Source organism: Gluconobacter cerinus (assembly GCF_002723935.1).
GTDB lineage: Bacteria > Pseudomonadota > Alphaproteobacteria > Acetobacterales > Acetobacteraceae > Gluconobacter > Gluconobacter cerinus.
Genome location: NZ_BEWM01000004.1, coordinates 405,873 through 425,828, shown reverse-complemented (window position 1 = coordinate 425,828; position 19,956 = coordinate 405,873). Strand labels below are relative to the sequence as shown.

Sequence of the window (19,956 nt, the reverse complement as noted above, 5' to 3'; positions counted from 1 at the left end):
CGCGACTGGGGCTTACCTCCAATCCTGTTTTAGAAGAACGCACCCTCAAATATGAGGGCTTTCATGCGTCCGGAGTAGAACTGCCAATAAGTTGTATCTGGAGGGAGCATCGCTTGAGACAAAAAACCTCCCTAGCCAGCTTTGGCAAGGGAGGAAGAGGCTAGCTAAAATGCAGGCGATGGACCCCTTGGACGATCAGCCGTTGATAATCATGCCGCCGTTCACATGAAGTGTCTGTCCGGTCACGAATGATGCATCGTTACTCGCGAGGTAAACATATGCTGGGCCAAGTTCGGAAGGGTCTCCACAACGTCCCATGGGTGTATCTTTCCCAAGATCTGCGACAGACTGCGGGTCAACTGGCCCCCAGCTTGCTGGCTGTAGAGGGGTCCAGATCGGGCCAGGAGCGACAGCATTCACACGAATACCTTTCGAGACAAGCTGAAGCGCCAATGCACGCGTGAAACCCATTTCCGCAGCTTTGGTGGTTGAGTAAGCCAGGAGGGCTTTGTTGCCGGCGAACGCGTTGATGGAGGACGTGTTGATGATAGCACTTCCCTTCGCGAGATGCGGGAGTGCTGCACGGACCAGATAGAAATATCCGTTGATATTGGTGTCCATATGTTTTTGCCACTCTTGGTCCGATATGGCGCTGATTTCTTCTTGAACAATCTGAACGCCAGCATTGTTGACAAGAATATCAAGTCCGCCAAGCTCCTTGACCGTCTTCTCCACCGCTGAGTTACAGGTTTGACTTGAAGAGACATCACCCGCGATAGCAAGGCCTTTGCGGCCCTCCTTCTCAATCAGGCGAATAGTCTCTTTCGCATCTTCATGTTCCTCAAGGTAAAGGATTGCAACATCTGCCCCTTCACGGGCGAAGTGTAAGGCTGCAGCACGTCCAATCCCGCTGTCTCCGCCACTGATCAGTGCTTTTTTTCCGGTGAGCTTTCCGCTTCCTTTGTAACTGGCACGGATATGCTCCGCTTTAGGCTGCATTAGTCCTTCAAGGCCGGGCTGATGATCCTGCGACTGGGGAAGAATATGGTCAGGCATGCAACTATCACTCCACAAAGGATGATGCGCCTAAAACAAAGGCGCTCCTGACATAATCAACATCCAGAACTTCAAAGTGTTTCTTCGAAAAATTTTCCCTCATGGAAGTTTTACCAAGCGATGAGAAATTCGTTTGTAAGATAGATATTCTATCAAGAATATTAATTATTTTAAGTATAGATAGAACGGAATAAATCCGAAAATTGTCCAGGCGATAATGAATATGAATGGCGCCTGATGCGCAAAGAGTGCACCTCGTTGTGCTCTTCGCATCATGTCGCGTGTCTCGTCCTCATTTGGGGCAAGAGTGAAATCAGTCAGTGCCGGGCTGCGCTGATGCAACATACGCTGCTTCCCCTCCCATTTACCAATCGCAGCGTATGCCGCACGGATACCAGGAAGGGCCATTGCTGCCAGAACAAATCCCAATAGCGAAAACAGGGGCGGCAGAAGAAGAACCATGCTGTCTCCCCACCTTTTTGTAGAGCCCGTCATGGCTGTGGCGTATGCAATGACAAGAAATGCCTGTGAACCAAGAAGAGCCTGCAAGCGACCGTTTACAACTTCAGTCTCAAACCGGATCTCCGAGCGGTAAAACGCTAGTAACTCGTTGTCTGTCGGATGACCCTGCGCCACGATCTGGCTGGTGTCGGGGGACGGAGACGCTGTTTCTACCATCAGGACCTTCTGCAAAACTGTAATGATGTTTAGCGCAAGGGTATCCTTCAAGTTTCCTGCAAAGCAGGTTTCAGAAAGTATCTCGGTCTGTAATTATGGTCAGTGCGAGTGATTTTCCTCGATCCATAGGGCTATACGGGCAATAGAAGAGTTCGTTCCATTACCCGTAAATCATAACGCGGGCGTCAGTAGCGCTGCGGAACCAGCATAGTTTCTGGCGTGGGCTCACGCTCATAGTCGGGATGGAATACACGCTCGGGAAGAACAACTTCCGGGCGGCTGACAGGTTCGTAAGGCAGAAGAGACAGGAAGTGAGCAATACAGTTCAAGCGCGCCCGCTTTTTGTCTACTGCCGGGACAACCCACCAGGGAGCTGCAGGAATGCTGGATCGTTCGAGCATGATTTCCTTGGCCAGCGTGTAACTTTCCCAGCGACGACGGCTTTCAAGGTCCATCGGGCTAAGTTTCCATTGCTTCAATGGGTCTTCAATGCGGGCGCGGAAGCGTGCTTCCTGCTCTTCGTCCGTGATCGAGAACCAGAATTTGATCACCCGAATGCCGCTGCGGACGAGCATGCGCTCAAATTCTGGCACTGATCGAAAGAATTCTTCGTATTCCTCGTCGGTGCAGAACCCCATGACACGTTCAACGCCAGCGCGGTTATACCAACTGCGGTCAAACAGCACGATCTCGCCTGCTGCGGGAAGATGCGCAACATAGCGCTGGAAATACCATTGTGTCCGTTCACGGTCATTAGGTGCCGGAAGCGCTGCTACGCGACAGATCCGCGGGTTCAGCCTTTGGGTAATACGCTTGATCGCACCACCTTTCCCGGCAGCATCACGGCCTTCGAAAACGACAACAACGCGTTCTCCCGTTGCCTTGACCCAATCCTGAAGTTTGATGAGTTCGGCTTGCAGGCGAATGAGTTCGCGAAAATAGGTGCGGCGGAACGTACGATCTGCAGGATCAAGCCCCTCGCCCTCATTTTCTTCCAGGGAAAGTTCGAATTCTTCATCCAAATCGTCGATGATTTCGTAGCGCATACGTTCCCGCGCCTGTTCGGCCGAAGAATTGGCGCTGAAATCGTGGTCCTGCGTCATGGATAAGTTCCTTTATCACCGACCTTCAAGGCCGTAAAAGAAACTATACTGTGGAAACCAGACTGAGAGTTTGAAGGTTAATTGACATTACGTTGGCCACTTTTCAGAACGTCGTTGTCATATTCAGGCCAAGAACAGCGCCTTCTGAGGCTGCTGCTTGACCCTTTTCTGGCGCCTGACCTCCAACATGCCAGAAATACTGAAAATCAGGCTGAACAGTCAGGTAATCGCGGACCGGAATTTGCCAGGTGAGTTCAATATGATCTTCCGGTACGAGCAGTCTGGCGGAGCTGTCTGCGAGGCGTATCGTATCTTTGACGTTGTCTCGTGCACGGTGCCCGTAAAAGCTGGTTCCCCACCCAATTCCAACAACATCATTGGGCCGAGACGGCACAAAACCCTGAAACGTCAGCCCGGCTTCCACTTCATTTGTAAATCGGTTGCGCGTCCCGCTGGCAATGGTCGCACGAACAAACGTATTGATTGCCTTTGATGGCCCCTGAACCGTTCTCCAGAGGGTTTGGTCCAGCACGATGTAACCCAGCCAGTTTCCATGGTGATATGCCGGTATTCCGGAACTGTCAGGGCTGCCCAGGAAGCCGCCACGACTGTCATATCGGGGGTCAGGAAAATGGCCGGTATCGTAAAGGCCGCCGATTTTCCATGTCCCGGGAAGTGCGGGTGCATCTTTTCCTGAAAGGCTTTGGGCGGCATCGACCCAGAGCTGCGCCTCCCCTAAAAATAACGTTCCACCGCTTGTCGAGAAACTGGTGCCCGAAGGGTCCATACGAGTAGGGCTGAGTTGACTATAAAATGGGCCTTTGGTTGGATTGTCGTCCGTAATGGCCAGCATAAGCACAAGCGGATAAGCTGGAGACCACTTGATCCGTGTCCCGACAGCCGAGAAAGGCCAGGACGGGCCGCCCGAATACAGATTGCTTGACGTCGAGAGCGGCCAGCCAAAGCTTGCATTCAGAAACAGAGACGCATTCTGGCTGACCAGAAATTCAGTATCCAGATCAATTGTGCCAACGCGAATGTCAAGCCGGTTTCCAAAGAAGCCCTGCCCATACCAAAGCTCGAACAAACGTGTCGTCCGGCCAGCGTCATAGCCGCTCACCGGGTTTAAAGACCCAAGGCGCTCTTCCGCCAGAGACCGCCCCCTGACTTGAATGGCGCTGATATTGAGAAGTCCATCATGCCAACCAAACGCGCGGCGGGTTTCCAGCACGAGAGTGGCGGCTGTCATGCCGTCATATGTGGGCCCCGGATGCATTCCACCTGAGGCTAGGCCCCATATTTCCTCAACATCCTGAAGGTTGAGTCTGATCCCTTTTCGGCCCAGCCAGACTCGTGCTCCACATGCATCGCCCAACAACTCCGTTCCTGTGTCTTCCGGTGGAAGAACGAAGCCCGGTGCCGGAGATGGTAACGGTACGCCTGACGGCAAAACGTCAGTTACGAGAGGTGCCGCTGCCGCCTCGGCTTTCCCGAAAAACGAATGGAAAATGCTACTGAAAACTACAAGGTGCGCCAGTGAGCGCATTTTCCCAAGCATGCGGAGATCCCGTCAAAAACCTGGGGAAGTTATGCCGCCCTCTATAATTAGTGGCCTTCTCAGCCTTGCGGTGCCGTGTGCGATAAAAAGACGACGATACTGAGCACTCGTAAGCACGACGGTCCCCTCATTCCGAGATGCCGGAAGGCACAATTCATTCACAGAAATGAGAGGAAAATGGGAGTGAAGATATTATGACTTTGCCAGCCTCGTTCAGGGCCACTCTGCAAGGATTTTGTTTTTTACATCGTTCGGCATCGGGATGTAATCCAGATCCCGAAGGGCCTTATCGCCGCGACGCAGCCCATAGGTGAAAAATGCCTTCACTGCGCTTGCAGTCGTCTGGTCTGATGGATGAACCGGGACGAGCACGAAAGTGGCGCTCATGATCGGCCAGCTTTGTGAGCCGACAGCGTCCAGCAAGCTCACCGCGTAATGATCCGTGTGCTGCCAGTCTGCGCTGTAAGCAGAGCTTTTGAAGGCGGCTGTTTCCGGAGCAACGAATAAACCTGAATGATTTTTCAATTTTACTGTGTTCAGATGATTTCGGCGCGCAAAGGCATATTCCACAAACCCAATCCCGCCGATGGACTGACGCACACTCGCCGCCACACCATCATTGCCACGGGCCTCGGCCCCCTCGCCCCATGATCCGGGCTTCCAGGATGGCGACTGTGTGCGAAGGTAGTCCGAAAAGACTTGGCTGGTTCCGGATGCCTCTTCACGATGAACCGGCAGGACATCCAGGTCCGGGAGGCGAAGATCAGGATTCAGGGCGCGGATGCGCGGATCATTCCAGGAAGTAATGTCACCTCTAAAAAGGGCAACAAGCGTTGAGCCATCCAGCCGCATCTGGTCAGCCCCTACGCCGGGAACATTGATGACTACGACGATAGCTCCGATCGCAACTGGAAACTGATAAAGCCCCTCCATATCAAGAATATTGCCTGGGAGAGAAATATCTGAGGCCCCGAAATCCACCTTGTGCGCCATGACAAGTTTCTGCCCCTCTCCTGATCCCACAGTGCGATATTTCAGGGACAGGCCAGCTTGAGGTGGAAGACTGTCACTCCATGCTCGATACAGGGGTGCAGCGAAGCTTGAACCTGCACCAGCAATGGGAGCTGAATATGCAGCGCCGCAAATCATGAAGAGAAGCATGGGCATCACTTTGCGTGCCAAAACTCTTATCGAGAGAAACATGCGCACCGACACTCCGTCTGGTCAGGGATTTTCTGCGCATATCACTGAGAAAGGTCGTGTGACTATGCTCTTCCAACACATCAAAAAAGACAGTTTCGAGACAAGCGTTCCGGAGTGTCTACGTGAAATTGTCTACGAGAGGGTTTGGGGTGCCCTCTCGTAGATCTGGTCGGATTTTTTAGCGCGACTTTCCTATGCTCAGAAAGACGCGTTCACCCGGCCGAAATAATATCCGCCGGTGAATGGTACCTGGTTCGAGAACTGATCATACATGCTGCCACCTGCAGAAATCAGCTGGTCAGGCAGCTTGCGAGGGCGAACATTGAAAATATTGTTCGCGCCCACTGCGACATGAACGTGTGACGTGACACGATAGCCGATTTCCAGATCTGTCAGCCAGCGCGGCGTATTCTTGAACTGTGCGAAACAACTGTTGGAGTAACGCAGCGCTCCACCTTTCGGGCATGTGGCTGAGGCAGGTGTCCAGTCCTGATACGTCATCATTCCTGTCGTTTCACCATAACGGCTCTGGCGGATGTTTATGTCCCAATCGCCCACAGTCCACAGGGCATTCAGGATCATTTTGCTGCGTGGGGTCGCGGTCGTGATGTAGGCAATCGTCTGATCGTTTAGCAGCGGGGTTCCGATCGATGAAATACCATTATGATGCAGACGGGTCCGGTTGAAATTTACCGCAGCTGTCAGGGCGATATTGCCCCATTGATGCATATGAACGAGGTAATCGGCTTTCAGGTCCAGCCCCTGTGTGCGTGTGCTTGCACCGTTGGACAGGAAGTAAGCGGACGAAGCCGCCGCATTGGTTGCTGTTGGTGAGACGTCGAACCCGAACGAACGGATGGCATCCAGCGCCTGTGCTCCGCGCACCGTTCCACCCTGCACAATGCGATCGCGTAGGTTGATCTGGTATACGTCAGCTTCGACATGGAGGCCGCGTACCGGTTCCATGGTAAAGCCGCCGCTGGCATTCACTGAGCGCTCAGGCTTCAACCCCGATGCACCGAGAGACCGTGCAGCGGCAGATTCAACCGGGAGCTGGCCTCCGACGCTGCCTGTTCCAGCGAAAATGCTCAGACGGCTGAAGTGAGATTCCTGTAATGTCGGAGCGCGAAGGCCATTGCTGATCGTGCCTCGGAGTGCGAACCTGCGAGACACATCATATCGGGCCGAAATCTTTCCGTTTTCGGTGTTATTTGTGTCTGTGTAATACTCATATCGGCCTGCGATATCGATCGAAAGCTTGCTTGTGGGCCGTAGCGTCGTGTCGACATACGCTGAGTATACATTGCGATACCACGTCCCTGCGGATTGGGGGGGAATGCCGGCGTGCTCTACTGGTCCCCCATCAAGATAGGATTCCGGATTGCCCGAGATGATCTGATAGGAGTCCAGCCGATGTTCCCCACCAAAGGCAAGGCTCACAGGCATCCCCATAACCGTAAAGCTGCGCCGCAGATCGAGATTATTGGTCCATTGTGCGTTCTTCTGGGTGTAGTCCCAGAATTTGGACGGTGAATATCCTGTCCGGGTCAGCATCCCGATATTGACGTTGTCACGAATGCTGATCCGGGAGTTATCGCCGCCGTAAACTGTAGAAAGATTCCAGTCGAACCCAACAAAATCATGGCCCTTCAAACCAAGGGTGACGCCATAGTCGAGTTCGTCATCGCCCGTGACCGGACGTAACTCGTCAATTCCCATGGCGGGCACGACGTAAGGGTATTTGTAGGCCCGCATGCCTGCATGGCGATAGGCGAGAGTTGCCTGTCCATAAAGCTCGATGTCAGCCCCGAGTGGCTTTCCGAAGTTCAGGCCGAAATTTTCGCGCGTTTCTTTAGGGGTGCTCAGATAATCGGTCTTGCGACCTTTCCACTTTTCTGAGCCTGGCTTTACACCGACAAAGTAGTTTTTTGTATCGGCACCCGCTGGCCAGTAGCCAAGGAGCGCGTGATCCGGCCCCCACGCGACTGCATGTTCGCTGTGATAGATCTGCGCGCCAAGGTGTACATAGCCATCGCGACCAAGTTTGAAGCCGCCGTCTGCATTGAGCTGGAACTGCTCTCCGCTCCCAAGATACGCATTGGCTCCACCCTGTCCTGATAACGACAGGCCGTGATCCTTCTTTTTGGTTATGATATTGACCACACCTGCAATCGCATCAGAGCCATACATTGCAGCGGCGCCGTCTTCGAGAATTTCGATATGATCGATCATATTCTCGGGAAGCATGTTGAGATCGACACCCGAAGACGCAAATTGCGGGCCTGGCTTCTGCACAATGTTCGCAGTGCTATGCCGACGCTTTCCATCTACCAGAACAAGCGTCTCATTCGGTCCTAGCCCTCTCATCTGGATGGATGACACCAGTGAGTTGGTATTCGATCCGCGGGCGCTCATTGTGATGGATGGATAGATGCGCGTCAGAGCATTGGCGACGTTCATTTCGGCTGAACGTGCGAGGGCTGCCGAGGAGATAATGACGACAGGGCTGATGCTTTGTCGAGCCTTGACGTGGGATTCACGCGTTCCCGTTACGATGACCTGTTCGCTTTCGTTTTCATGGGCAGTCGTCGTTCGTTTTGATTTTCCTTTGGCCTTAGCAGGTTTGTCGTCTGTCGTGGTTTGACCGGAAAGCGGTTGAGCCTGCGCGGGCACTAGGAATGCGCCGGTAGCAGTTGTTGCAACCAGAATTAAAACCGTCTTTTTCATCGGAATGTTTCCCAAAAACGCTATTTGTAACGCCTTGGTACGGATTGTTAGTTGGAAGAAATAAAGCAGAAAAGTTAAGGTTTTGTGTCATTATTATTATGTTTCTGATCTGTTTTTTAATATTTCCATATTTTTATTTCAATATAATATTGAAATAAAAATAAACAATTATGATATACTTTGAATAATTGAGAGCTGTCTGTGACCCTTGCAAGGTATGTGTGCTGCATATGCTGCGTCAGTAGATACAGAAAATTACGCTCTCTGCCGGGTCATGGTTATGCCTGGAATATGAATAGGTGCGCACTCAGTGATGATGACAGCGGGGCATAAACTTGGTCCGCCTACTCCTTTTTTGGAACTTCCCATTCGTCATTTTTCGAAAATCGGCTCTTTCCCAAGGCCGGAACGCAGCAAACTTCGTGACAAAATATCATTAACTTACGCTTGAATTGACGAAATTTGAGAAATTTCTCTTCGTGAAATTATTATAAAAACTGTGTAAATATATGATTTTAAGAGAATTTATTAAAGTTTTTTCTATGCTGCCCACTGGGGTGTCAACTTTTTTTTTACCTTTGGAAAATTCATCCATATTCCGGCCCCTCAAAATTGTGTCTCTATCTCCATGACAAGATTCTGCAAACAATCTGAATGGAGCCATATTCTGTTAAATTCGCCCCTTTACGTAGGGCTTGTTGCGCTAGCCGCCAGCGATCGAATTTTACAGATATCAAAGAAATTCTGACTGTCCGTCCGCAGGGTCACAAAGAAATACCATCGAGAAGTTTGAATTTCTCACGCTCTGGGTGGTTGTACCGTTAACGAATTCTCTTGGAGGGAATTATGAGCCACGTAACGAACGGCGTTCTGTATGTTGATGATACCGTCAACGGAGGAACAAACCCTGGAAGTTTCTATACTTCAAGCTTCTCTTCGGTATCTGTGTCTTCTGGTGGTACTTACGGAAGCGCTTCGATTGTGTCGGGTGGCACAGTCGTGGTTCAGAGTGGCGGCTCAGTTTTTAACGATACGGTCTCCTCAGGTGGCGTATTGACCATTTCTGCGGGTGGTAGCGGGAGTTATATCAGCCTTAAAGCTGGTGCGACTTTCAATATCGGCACCAACTACGACAACCAGCACATGACCTCCCTGACAGCTCTGTCAGGAACGACGATCAATGTGCTTTCTGGGGGTGTGCTCTCCAACGCTGACGCCGGTTCCCAGGGCACCATCGTTGTAAACAAGGGTGGCACGCTTAGAAACGCCATCATTTCCAGCGGTGGCGGTCTAGCTGTAAACGGGACCACGTCTAATACAACGGTTAACCACGGCGGCGTAATGTCCGTTGCTTCTGGTGGTACGGCTTCTGGCGGTACGATCAATGCCGGTGGCTCCGCGTACTTTGCGGCTGGCGCTACGATGTCGGCCCTGACACTCAATGGTGGTACGCTCGACACATATGTTACACCGTCGCTTGTTGCTGGCGGATTGATTAGCGGAACCTTGATCCTCGAAAGCGGTGTCAGTGATGGGGGTTACCAAAAACTTGGTTCTGGCGTCACGATCAATCTAAAATCAGGCGCCTCTCTTTCCAACAGCACCATTGGTTCAGGTAATAAAGTAGGTATTTACTCGGGTGCTACCGCGAGTGGACTGGTTATCAGTGGCGGCGGCGTCTCTGTTGCAGGTTCGGCTTCAAATACGACTGCTATTAGTGGTGGTGTAATTAGCGTTACTTCGGGCGGTAAGGCCGCAGGAAACACAGTTAGCAAGGGCGGATCTGCTATTGTCGCTTCCGGTGGTACACTTGGTACGACCACAGTGCAGAGTGGCGCGACCCTTAGCGCTGCAGATGGCGCAACGATTTCTGGTACTGTCACGGCCGCCAAGGGCGCTACACTGACAATCCCGACGACTGCTGGTGGCACCATCGACCTGCAGGGTAATGGGAATGTTGGCCTGACCATCACAGGTTCGGGTAACCCGACGACGGTTATCTCCGGTTTCTCGGAAGATAAGACGGCAGGAACCGCAGACGGCATCACGCTGACGAACGTCAAAACCGCCAACGTAGCCTCCGTCACCTATCCTGACGCTGACCATGTCACGTTCACGCTCAAGGACGGTTCAGCCGTCACGCTGAACATCATTGGCGTCCAGAACGTAGGCTATACGCTGGCTTCAGACAGCAGCGGCGATCTTGTCTATGAAGTGTGCTTCCTGGCTGACACCTTGATCGCAGGCCCGAATGGCAATATTGCCGTCCAGGATCTTGCACCAGGCGACACTGTCACGTCCTATCGCGACGGTCAGGCATACAGCAGCACTGTTTCCTGGGCAGGTAAGGCACATTGCGTCGTCCGTCCGGAAAAGGCTGATGATGAGGCCGGCTATCCAGTGCGGATCCTTGAAAACGCGATTGCTCTGGGTGTTCCCTTTCAGGACATGCTCGTGACGTCTGAACATTGCCTCTTCCTGGATGGCAAGTTCATTCCGGCCCGTATGCTCGTCAACGGTCGTTCGATCTATTACGACAAGTCCTTCACGTCCTATGACTACTTCCACATTGAGACGGAAGATCATTCGGTCATCATGGCAAACGGTGCACTGACCGAGAGCTATCTTGATACGGGCAATCGTCGTGCGTTCGAACAGAAGAGCAATGTCTTCATGTTCGGCCAAAAGGCGAAGTCCTGGGAGAGCGATGCTGCTGCTGCTCTGACCGTATGCCGTGATCTGGTTGAGCCTCTTTACCGTCAGATCGAACAGCGTGCGCAGGAGCTGCAGTTCGCAGTTCAGGCACCGGCTGCGACGACGGTCACGGAAAGCGACCTGCACCTGGTGTCTGATCGCGGTCATCGCATCCAGCCGCTCCGCACGGTCGATAACCGCGTCATGTTCATGATCCCAAGTGATGTGTCTTCGGTTCGTATCGTCTCGAACAGCAGCCGTCCGGCTGATGCGATTGGCCCGTTTGTTGACGACCGTCGTATGCTGGGTGTGTTGATTGGCGATGTTTCGTTCTTCGACAGTGGCGTCACGGTGAACATCAAGACGCACCTCACGAAGGAAAATCTGAGCGGCTGGCATAGTGTGGAGCACATCCCAATGCGCTGGACGAACGGCAACGCCTATCTTCCGCTCGGTGCACGCCTGCCGGGTGGCATTGGTCTTCTTGCCATCAAGGTCGAGGCTGCTGGCCCTTACGTTGTTGCTCCGGCAGATGACGTGGAAGTTGCTCTCAAGACGGCCTGAAGGTTATTCCCCTGCCCGTAATAACTACGGGCAGGTTTTTCCTCCCAGCCTAATAAAAGTTTTTGCTTTGTCTGGGAGGGTTTTAATATTCAATTAATAGAGAGAAAGATTTATTAAATCGCTCTCGCGCAAGTCGAAGATGACACTCGTTATTTACAAGAATGCGGTCGCTTCACTCTGCTTGGCAGATATCCAAATTTTCTCTGAAAAGCAGCGCTAAAATGACTGACGTTGCTGTATCCAAGTTCCATCGCCGTTTCTGTTACGTTCAAACGCTCTAAAAGGCTGCGTGCGTATTCCATGCGATGGGATTGATACAGCGTGTAGGGTCCGCAGCCATACTGTCGGCTGAATAGTTCTTTAAAACGCGTGGGACTAAGGTCGCAAAGTGCCGCAAGCTGCGGAATTGTCGGAGCTTGGTCAAGACGCGCCAGAAGCGCCTTACGAGCATTTTCCAATCCATGGATTGTTTTGGCAGTTAACTGAGAACGAGCTGTTTTCTGCGTCGTAAACGCATATCCTAGCATCGTCATTGCCAAGCCGTACCCCACGAGAGCTGCAGGGGAATGTGCGGCAGGAATAGTTCGCAAATAGCCAAAGAGTTGCTTGGCTGTTTTCAAAGCCGGATCCTGAAGTTCGAGAGATCGCCTCTGAATTCTGGGGAGATGCTCGATTTGCATCTGCTCCAGCAGGAGCGATGGTACATGAATTTCAAGAGCCGAGAATTCAGCACTGTTCTCGAAGGTAAAAGATTCAGCAGACGTGCGCGCCATAATAAGATCGCAGGCCTGAAAATGATGCACCTGACCGGCTGCCTTCATGCTGCATGCACCTGAGAGGATGACAGTACAGCGGGTGGTTGATCCCGGTTCATCAAAATAGCCATTCAACGCACCCGCCTCCGGAGCCAGAAACCCGCTTGTGAGCAGGCCACCAGCAAATCCGCGGGAATGCGGATGTAACAGAGATGTGCCTGCTACCCGGTTGGGGTGTGGTTGATGAACCTGAGTTGAGCTGACTTCTGCCATCACGGCGCGGTCTTTCCTGTCCGATCGGGGTAAACAGACTGATCCGGGTAGCGGAGATAATGAGAATTATTATCATCCCGATCCATGAAAGAAAACCTTTCCCTTCCATGGCTCAGGAGCAGCGTCCGTTTGCGGAGCGTGAGTTCACTGGCTTTCGTCTGTACGGCGCTGACGGCATTACCTGTCCCTGGATGGGCGGCCGCATCCCCTGCGATGAAGTGCACTCAGAAGCCCGGCGACGACAGCCCTGAAACATCCTGCATCTCTGCAAAAGAGGCCTTGACCGTCTGGGGTAAGCGCGCCGCTTTCGTGAACCCCACGAGCACAACACATCTGTCTGCACAGGACATTCAGGCATACAGAATGCAGACTTTGGGGGACATTGCCGAACGTGTCCCGAACCTGTCATTCACCAATACAACGCCCAACAATCCGGTTCTGATGGTACGAGGACTTGGCGGCACGGAGGATGAAGGGCCGGTTCTTTACACACCCGTCCTGATCGACGGCATACCTGTTCCCAGCTTTGCCATGGGGCAGATGTTTGATTTCAGCAATGTGGATGTCATGCGCGGCCCTCAGTTGACAGAAGGGGTCAATGCATTTGGAGGCATGGTTTCTGCGCAGTCGCGAGACCCTGGAAATCGTCTAGGCGGGGCATTGGACTTCGAGTACGGAACGGGAAATCGCAAAAGAGCAACATTTTCTGGCGACCTTCCGATTGATGCATCCACCAGCCTCCGTCTTTCCGTCGGTGGAGAAACCGCCGATGGTTACATTCACAATCGGGCTCTGGACCGTCGAGATACGGGCGGCTGGCATGGCTGGTTTGGCCGTATCAAACTGCTGCATAAGGATAGTGCTGGCGGAGAATGGCGCTTCAGCCTTCACCATATGTTGAACCATGGCGGTAACGACTTTTTTGAAACGCCACAGCATGCCCGGAACCACGTTTCTTACAACACGTCGGAAGGCGTAAATGATACCGAATACCTCATTGGCTCAGCACAATATCATCGACGCTTCAGTCAGCGCCTGATTTTGGACGTTACGTTCGGAGGAGCCTCTACCGATTGGCGTTACAGCAACCCCTACTCTGTCTTCTCTGCTAATTCTGGCTTTACCCTACCAACACGCCAGATTGGCGGGTCTGTCATGCTTTCCGGGAGTTCAGGAACACTGGACTGGAAAGGCGGGATTTACGGGCAGCAGGCTAAGCGTTGGGCGCCCTATACCTTTGACATGACGCCCTATTATGCCAGCCGCACAACTGCGACATTGGGAACAGCCAACGTTGCCTTTATGGGGGAACTAGGGTGGCATTTCGCGAAGAGCTGGCGCCTTGTGCCATCGCTGCGTATCGAGCATGTCGATAGTTCGCTCAGCAACTGGACAAGCTCCATGAGCGGGGACACGCCTTATGCGTATAGCATGCAGGAAAGCCTTCCTCGTCAGACACTCTCCAAGACCGCTCCGCTTCCGGGCCTTAAAGTCGAGTATAATCCTCAGCCTTCTGGTCAATTGAGCCAGTTCGGCTGGCTGAGTTACTCCCGCTCCTTCCTGCCGCCAAATTATAGCCCTTACGGTTCCTACAGCAGTACCGTCTCGGCGCCGTATGCTTCCAGTTACGGCAATAATCTGGAACTGGGGTACCGTCTTGGAGATCTCACCGGTCGGTGGTCTGTAGAGGCAACCGGATTTGCGAATTTCCTCTCAAATCTGCAGGTCTCGGCCACCAATGGTGCGGGAGAATCTCTTATCGGGACTGCTGGTACCGCCCACTCACGAGGGGTGGAAGCAACCGCACACTGGAAGCCACTCAATACACTTCAGCTTAACGCGTTCCTTGGGTTGACCTACGCCGCATATGATCGCTTCGTCTTTGGTGGCTCAGATTATAGCGGCAAACAGATGGCTGGCACTCCGCGGAGTAATTTCGGTTTTTCAGGCGAATGGCATCCCGTTCCGGGCTGGGCAGTCAATGCCAGCGTGGTCAGGCGCGGACGAACAACCCTCTATCCCAGCAGCAGTATTCAGAATGCACCCTACATCCTTGTGGATGCGCAGATCGAGAAGCGCTGGAAGCACTGGAATGTCGTGCTTTACGGCCACAATCTAACCAATTCGAGCTATTTTACGCGTGGCCTGTCGGGTGGGTACGTCGTCGCCGCCAACCCGCGTCAGCTTGGCTTCCGTGTTGGGGTAAATTTCTGACATGAAGAGCACATCCTTTCTCTGTCGAAGTGGCCACTCTGAAACCAGGACAACGATCTTAACGCGGCTTCTGGCAATCGGGCTCATGTATGGCTCGCAGGGTATCCCTGCGGGGCTGGCTTTCAACGCATTTTCAACCATTTTGCGCCATAGTGGGACGCCATTGAAGGATATCGGCCTGACAGGGCTGGTGTTTCTGCCGTGGGCGCTGAAATGCTTCTGGTCCGGTATTGCTGACAATGCTGGCAAACGTTGGGGTTATGGGCCCCTCGCCTTATGGACCCATATGTCAGCGATCGTGGTCTGCCTACTTCTGGGCTTCGCCTCACCTGAGCATCACTTTCTGTTGGCTCTGTCAGGCATTCTGCTTCTGAACACGATTTTTGCCACTCAGGATATTTTTACGAATGCGTGCGCCGTTTCGCACATGAAGGGGCGCAACGCAGGGCTGGCGAATGCCTTACAGGTCATTTCATTTCTTCTGGGCATGGTGGTTGGTGGTGCAGGATCACTGTTCATCTATGAGCGGCTTGGCTGGTCCGGTGCGATGTGGGGTATGGCATGTGAACTCTTTATCCTGTGGCTCGCACTTCTGCCATTAAGAGCCGGCATCGAGCCTATTAGGGTATTCCAGAAGCCCTCTCGCCTTGTGGATCTTTTCCGGCAACCGGGTTTTCGGTGGGCGCTTTTGATGGCGCTTACCTTCAAATTTGCAAGTTCAGCGCTCGCGATGCTGCTCCAGCCCTGGCTGATGGACCGATCTTTCAGTCTGGATTTTGCCGGAACACTTCAGATGTCCAACATCATCTGTGGCGCCCTCGGTGGCGCGGTTATCGGCTTCCCGGCAGTCAGGTTTTTGGGCTGCCGTCGCGCTGTCGCCCTGCTCATCTGGCCATCCAGTTTGCTACTTGGAACGTTGGTGTGTCTGCAGGCCGGGGGGATGGCAACACCAGTACTTCTTTATGCCGGTCTTGGCATAGAAAACTTCCTTGATGGAGGCTTTTACGTCTCCGTCTGGGCCACACTGATGAACTGGTCTTCAGAAGAGCGGCCAGGAACGGACTACAGCTTTCTTCAGTGTGGAGAAAGTCTGGCGAACGTCCTCGCAGGCATGTTGATCGCGCCTTTGGCCTCAGTCATCGGATACAGCAGAACGTTTCTGGTGGCCTGGATCGCTGGCGCGTTCGCGCTGCTGCTTGTGGTGACGGCGGTCAGAAAACTCGCAGGCTTATGTGAGGACACTAAGCCTTCCAAACAATCCTTCAAACACTTGAGACATTCATGACAATCTTTAATCTCCCCAAAGAAGCTGCCGATCTGTCGCTTATTGATATTGGCAAAAAGACAGAAACGGTTTCCACAAACGGGTTGAAGATGCTTTTCCCTTTTGGAACCCATGACGTGGGACTACTGCGTTTCAAAGGTTCAACCCCTTGGGAAGAGCATCCAAATGATGAATTTCTTCTTGTGGTCGAAGGAGAAACTTCGCTGACACTTCGAACCGAACAGGGCGAGGTCAGTTCTACGGCCAGAAAGGGTGACGTTCTGGTTGTTCCGGGAAAGACCTGGCATCGGCAGGATGCGCCTGTTTCGGTCACTCTGATGTTCATTACTAACCATGAGGGCAACCGCCATCATGCCGCCTCTTGATAAAAGTCTGACGACGACGGACAACTAGGCTTTCACGTTCTGGCGGCAGGTTCTTGATCGGATATTCTTGCCGCTACTGCCAATTCGTACGTCCAGCGTCAGGGGAGTCGTGGCCGGTCTTTGCGAAAGATGCTCTCGTAAAGATTGGCCCAGATCATAACACTATGAAGCGTTCCGCCGATTTACCTGCAAACCCACCTCCCGTTGTCGGTTTTGCAGATTATTATGTCGGCGGTTTCGTAGATGGCTTCCACACACATGAGCGCGCACAGCTATCCGTGTTCATGGCTGGGAGTGTGACAGTCACTACGCATGAGGAAAGCTTCGTCCTTCGCCCCGGACAGGCGCTTTGGCTTCCTGCCCACACGCTGCATCAAGCCACCTGCCGCACCGACCTGTCGTTTCAGGTCATCTATGTTGATCCTGATTTCCCCGGCGCGGGAACGCTTCCATGCAAGATGTTTGATGCATCTTCTTTGATACGAGGCCTGATGGACGAGATCATTGCCATGAGCTTTGAGTTTGCCATGGACAGCCGCATGTCAACAATTGCCGGGCTTCTCATCGATGAAGTGGAGCGCGCACCACGGCTCGCCGAGCGCGTGCTTCTTCCTGCCGACCCTCGTATGCGGCGGGTTTGTGAAGCGATTATCGCCAAACCGGGAGATTGTCGCGACATCGATCATTGGGCGCGCGAAGCCGGTATGGCGCGGCGCACTTTTACCCGCCTCTTTCAGTCTCAAATGGGTATGGGCTTCGCGGCATGGCGCCGGAGAGTACGGGTTGTGGAAGCCGCTTCCCGAATTGCGACGGGCCAATCGATTGCCGAAGTCGCTTTCGATCTAGGCTACGATAATGCCAGTAGTTTCAGCAGCATGTTTCACAGAACCTTTGGTGTTTCCCCCCGCGAGCTGAGAGCCAACTCGCCTATGGCTGCGCGGCTATAAAGCATCGGGCTATCACACTTGATCGCTGTACCCTTCCTCTCTCTCTACGGCTAGAAACTGGTAACAAACCGTTTCTTTTCTGTTCTAAAAGTGACCCATTGCCAGTGATCGGGCCTTATTCAGTTGCGTTTGGGCCAACTGCGCGCTGGCTGCTTGAAGCTGTTTCCGAAGATGTCTAGGAGCGCAATTAAGTATCATTCTTAACAATAAAGCCGGTCTCTGCCTCGCAACCAGCACGAGCCGGTAACGAAATGAGTTGGGTATGCAGCGCAGCAGGATAGTTTACACGGTTCTTTTCTCCCTCATTTTGAGCGATACGGCTTTCGCGGCTGAGCAGGAGAATAAAGCCAAGGATCCGCAGCAGTCTGGGGCGCCCGCCCCGGCTCAAGCAAGCGCTGACAATGCCAAAGCACGGAGCGCAAGGGTTGAACGGGTTGAGGTCCATGCTCGCAAGTCTTCAACTATTGCGTCCTCCGCTACGAAAACAAACACACCTCTTGTTGAAACCGCGCAGTCCGTCACCGTCATCACCCGTGACGAAATGGATGCACGCGGTGTTCTGACACTGAATCAGGCCGTGCGGTACGCAGCAGGCGTTACAGCGGATACGCGGGGTGGTGAAGGCACTCGCTATGATCTCTTCGATCTTCGCGGCTTTACAGTGCCGACTTTTCTGGATGGACTGAAGTTCCAGGATAGCCCGACCGGCTTCGCCGTCGCCCAGACGGATACCTTCCGGCTTGATCGCGTTGAGCTGCTAAAAGGGCCGGCTTCTGCGCTGTATGGGCAGTCCAGCCCAGGTGGTCTGACGGCGTTATCCAGCAAATTGCCGACAGATCAGCGGTTCTATGGTAGCGTCAATACAACGGGCGGCATGTTCGATCTGTATCGTGTGGATGCTGACGTCGGCGGATTTGCGACCAAGGACGGTCTCGTTCGCTACCGGCTTTATGGCACAGTAAATGGGCAGCACACCCAGCTCAGCAGAACCGGTAGCCGACGCTTCAGCATTAGTCCGGCCTTTACCTTTGGAGGCGACGGCCCGACCACCCTCACCTTGCTGGGTAACTACCAGTACGATCCTGAGAGTGGTTCTTATGGCGGCGTGCCGCTGATTGGGTCGCTCAAACGCGCTTCCTACGGCTATCTGCCCCGGAATTTCTATGACGGGGATGTCCCATCAGAAAAATTCAACCGCAAACAGGGCGCAATTACCTATATCTTCAATCATCGCTTCAACGATGACTGGAGCTTCAGTACGCGCGGCCGCTACGATGATATCAAGACCATCTATCGCAGCGTGTATAACAATGGCTACTACGACAGCGATGACGGTACGAGTGGGCAGATGCTGTCCCGCTCTGCATATGGAACGCACGAACACACCTATAATCTGGCGTTTGACAGCCAGGTCAAAGGTCGCGTCCGCACTGGCCCGTTGCGACATGCCCTGATGTTCGGCTTCGACTATATGCAGCAGAAGGCCAATGACACAGAAGCCTATGGCGATGCTCCGGATCTGGATGTGCTCCATCCCGATTATCACATGGTCATTCCTGACCTGTCCCCGTATCTGAACTATGTCACGCATTCTCATCAGATCGGCGCGTATGGTCAGGATGAAATCCGCTGGCATCGGCTGATCCTTACGGGAAGTATTCGCAATGACTGGTATCGCTCGCATCAGGTTGAGTCTATGACACCCTCTGACAACCGCCAGAGTTCAAGCCAGATTACATGGCGTGCTTCCGGTCTTTATCACTTTGACTTCGGCCTCTCACCTTACATCAGCTATTCGACGTCTTTTCAGCCGCAGTCAGGCTCTGTTTCCAACGATGGCGGTGCGACCGTTCGCCAGGCCAATCCATCTATGGGAAAGCAGCTTGAGGGTGGCTTGAAATATCAGCTTCCTGGAACATCTATCCTGCTGACCGCGGCAGGGTTCCATATCGAGCAAAGCAACGTGCTCGTCTCGGTCGCGAACACAGGGTACAGTGTGCAGAGCGGACTTGTTCACTCGGACGGTTTCGAATTTGAAGCCCATGCCGAGCCGTTCCGTAACCTCATGCTGACAGCCGCAGTGAGTTTTCAGAAGATCAAGGATGATTCAACAGGTAAGCCGTTGATCCAGTCTGGCAAAGGGAATGCCTCCCTTTTCGCGTTCTACACAATGCCCTCCGGGCCGCTAAAAGGTTTCGGATTTGGTGGTGGTATGCGCTATTCCGCAAAAACTTACGGTGGCGAAGCAACATATGGCAGCGTTTGGCTTCCCCAATATGCTCTCTTCGATGCGTCCGTGAGCTATGATCTGGCGAACATGTCCCATTCGCTTCATGGCTGGAAAGCCTCTGCTAGCGTTCGTAATCTCTTTGACAAGAAATATATTGCGAACTGCTTCGCGTACGGTGCAGACGGACAATATTGCTACTACGGCGAGCGCCGGAATGCCCAGGCCAGCATAGGGTATAGCTGGTAATTCCTTACGAAGGAGGTTGCCAGATAGTCTCTGGCAACCCCTTTCAAGAGGCTCATAC

The 19,956-nt window shown here is 53.0% G+C and carries 13 protein-coding genes; 6 read left to right on the top strand and 7 right to left on the bottom strand.

Annotated elements, in window-relative coordinates:
* Nucleotides 1–195 precede the first annotated feature (195 nt).
* The 6 genes from GCE01_RS11655 to GCE01_RS11630 form a co-directional block, all read right to left on the bottom strand.
* Nucleotides 196–1,056, bottom strand: a complete 861-nt coding sequence (locus tag GCE01_RS11655) for a glucose 1-dehydrogenase (protein ID WP_099213000.1) — start codon at nt 1,054–1,056, stop codon at nt 196–198.
* A gap of 165 nt (nt 1,057–1,221) precedes the next feature.
* On the bottom strand, nt 1,222–1,785 hold the full coding sequence (locus GCE01_RS11650; RefSeq protein ID WP_099212999.1) for a hypothetical protein: 564 nt from the start codon (nt 1,783–1,785) through the stop codon (nt 1,222–1,224).
* A gap of 134 nt (nt 1,786–1,919) precedes the next feature.
* Nucleotides 1,920–2,837 carry a polyphosphate kinase 2 gene (ppk2, locus tag GCE01_RS11645; protein ID WP_099212998.1) on the bottom strand — a complete coding sequence of 306 codons (918 nt, stop codon included), beginning with the start codon at nt 2,835–2,837 and terminating at the stop codon, nt 1,920–1,922.
* Between the two features lie 103 nt (nt 2,838–2,940).
* On the bottom strand, nt 2,941–4,395 hold the full coding sequence (locus GCE01_RS11640) for a carbohydrate porin (protein WP_099212997.1): 1,455 nt from the start codon (nt 4,393–4,395) through the stop codon (nt 2,941–2,943).
* Between the two features lie 213 nt (nt 4,396–4,608).
* Nucleotides 4,609–5,598: a phosphate ABC transporter substrate-binding protein PstS gene (gene pstS / locus GCE01_RS11635; protein ID WP_099212996.1), complete on the bottom strand. Its 990-nt coding sequence runs from the start codon at nt 5,596–5,598 to the stop codon at nt 4,609–4,611.
* 198 nt (nt 5,599–5,796) lie between these two features.
* Nucleotides 5,797–8,325 carry a TonB-dependent receptor plug domain-containing protein gene (locus GCE01_RS11630; protein ID WP_099212995.1) on the bottom strand — a complete coding sequence of 843 codons (2,529 nt, stop codon included), beginning with the start codon at nt 8,323–8,325 and terminating at the stop codon, nt 5,797–5,799.
* Nucleotides 8,326–9,171: 846 nt separating this feature from the next.
* Here GCE01_RS11630 and GCE01_RS11625 point away from each other — a divergent pair.
* A complete protein-coding gene (locus GCE01_RS11625; protein WP_099212994.1) occupies nt 9,172–11,583 on the top strand; it encodes a Hint domain-containing protein in 2,412 nt (803 codons plus the stop codon).
* Between the two features lie 149 nt (nt 11,584–11,732).
* Here GCE01_RS11625 and GCE01_RS11620 read toward each other — a convergent pair whose 3' ends face one another.
* The gene (locus GCE01_RS11620) at nt 11,733–12,611 is read right to left on the bottom strand and encodes a helix-turn-helix domain-containing protein (RefSeq protein WP_099212993.1); all 879 of its coding nucleotides are present in this window, start codon (nt 12,609–12,611) and stop codon (nt 11,733–11,735) included.
* A gap of 138 nt (nt 12,612–12,749) precedes the next feature.
* On the opposite strand from GCE01_RS11620, the gene GCE01_RS11615 reads away from it, so the two are divergent.
* The 5 genes from GCE01_RS11615 to GCE01_RS11595 all read left to right on the top strand — a co-directional run bounded on the left by GCE01_RS11615 (nt 12,750) and on the right by GCE01_RS11595 (nt 19,898).
* Complete coding sequence (locus GCE01_RS11615; protein WP_244591197.1) at nt 12,750–14,825, top strand: TonB-dependent receptor; 2,076 nt, start codon at nt 12,750–12,752, stop codon at nt 14,823–14,825.
* A gap of 1 nt (nt 14,826) precedes the next feature.
* Entirely contained in the window at nt 14,827–16,110 is a 1,284-nt protein-coding gene (locus GCE01_RS11610; protein ID WP_145995793.1) for an MFS transporter, read from the top strand.
* Nucleotides 16,107–16,475: a cupin domain-containing protein gene (locus tag GCE01_RS11605; protein WP_099212992.1), complete on the top strand. Its 369-nt coding sequence runs from the start codon at nt 16,107–16,109 to the stop codon at nt 16,473–16,475. The genes GCE01_RS11610 and GCE01_RS11605 overlap by 4 nt, the downstream gene beginning before the upstream one ends.
* A 164-nt stretch (nt 16,476–16,639) precedes the next feature.
* Entirely contained in the window at nt 16,640–17,422 is a 783-nt protein-coding gene (locus tag GCE01_RS11600; RefSeq protein WP_099212991.1) for an AraC family transcriptional regulator, read from the top strand.
* A 262-nt stretch (nt 17,423–17,684) separates the two neighbouring features.
* On the top strand, nt 17,685–19,898 hold the full coding sequence (locus tag GCE01_RS11595; RefSeq protein ID WP_099212990.1) for a TonB-dependent siderophore receptor: 2,214 nt from the start codon (nt 17,685–17,687) through the stop codon (nt 19,896–19,898).
* The last annotated feature ends 58 nt before the right edge of the window (nt 19,899–19,956 follow it).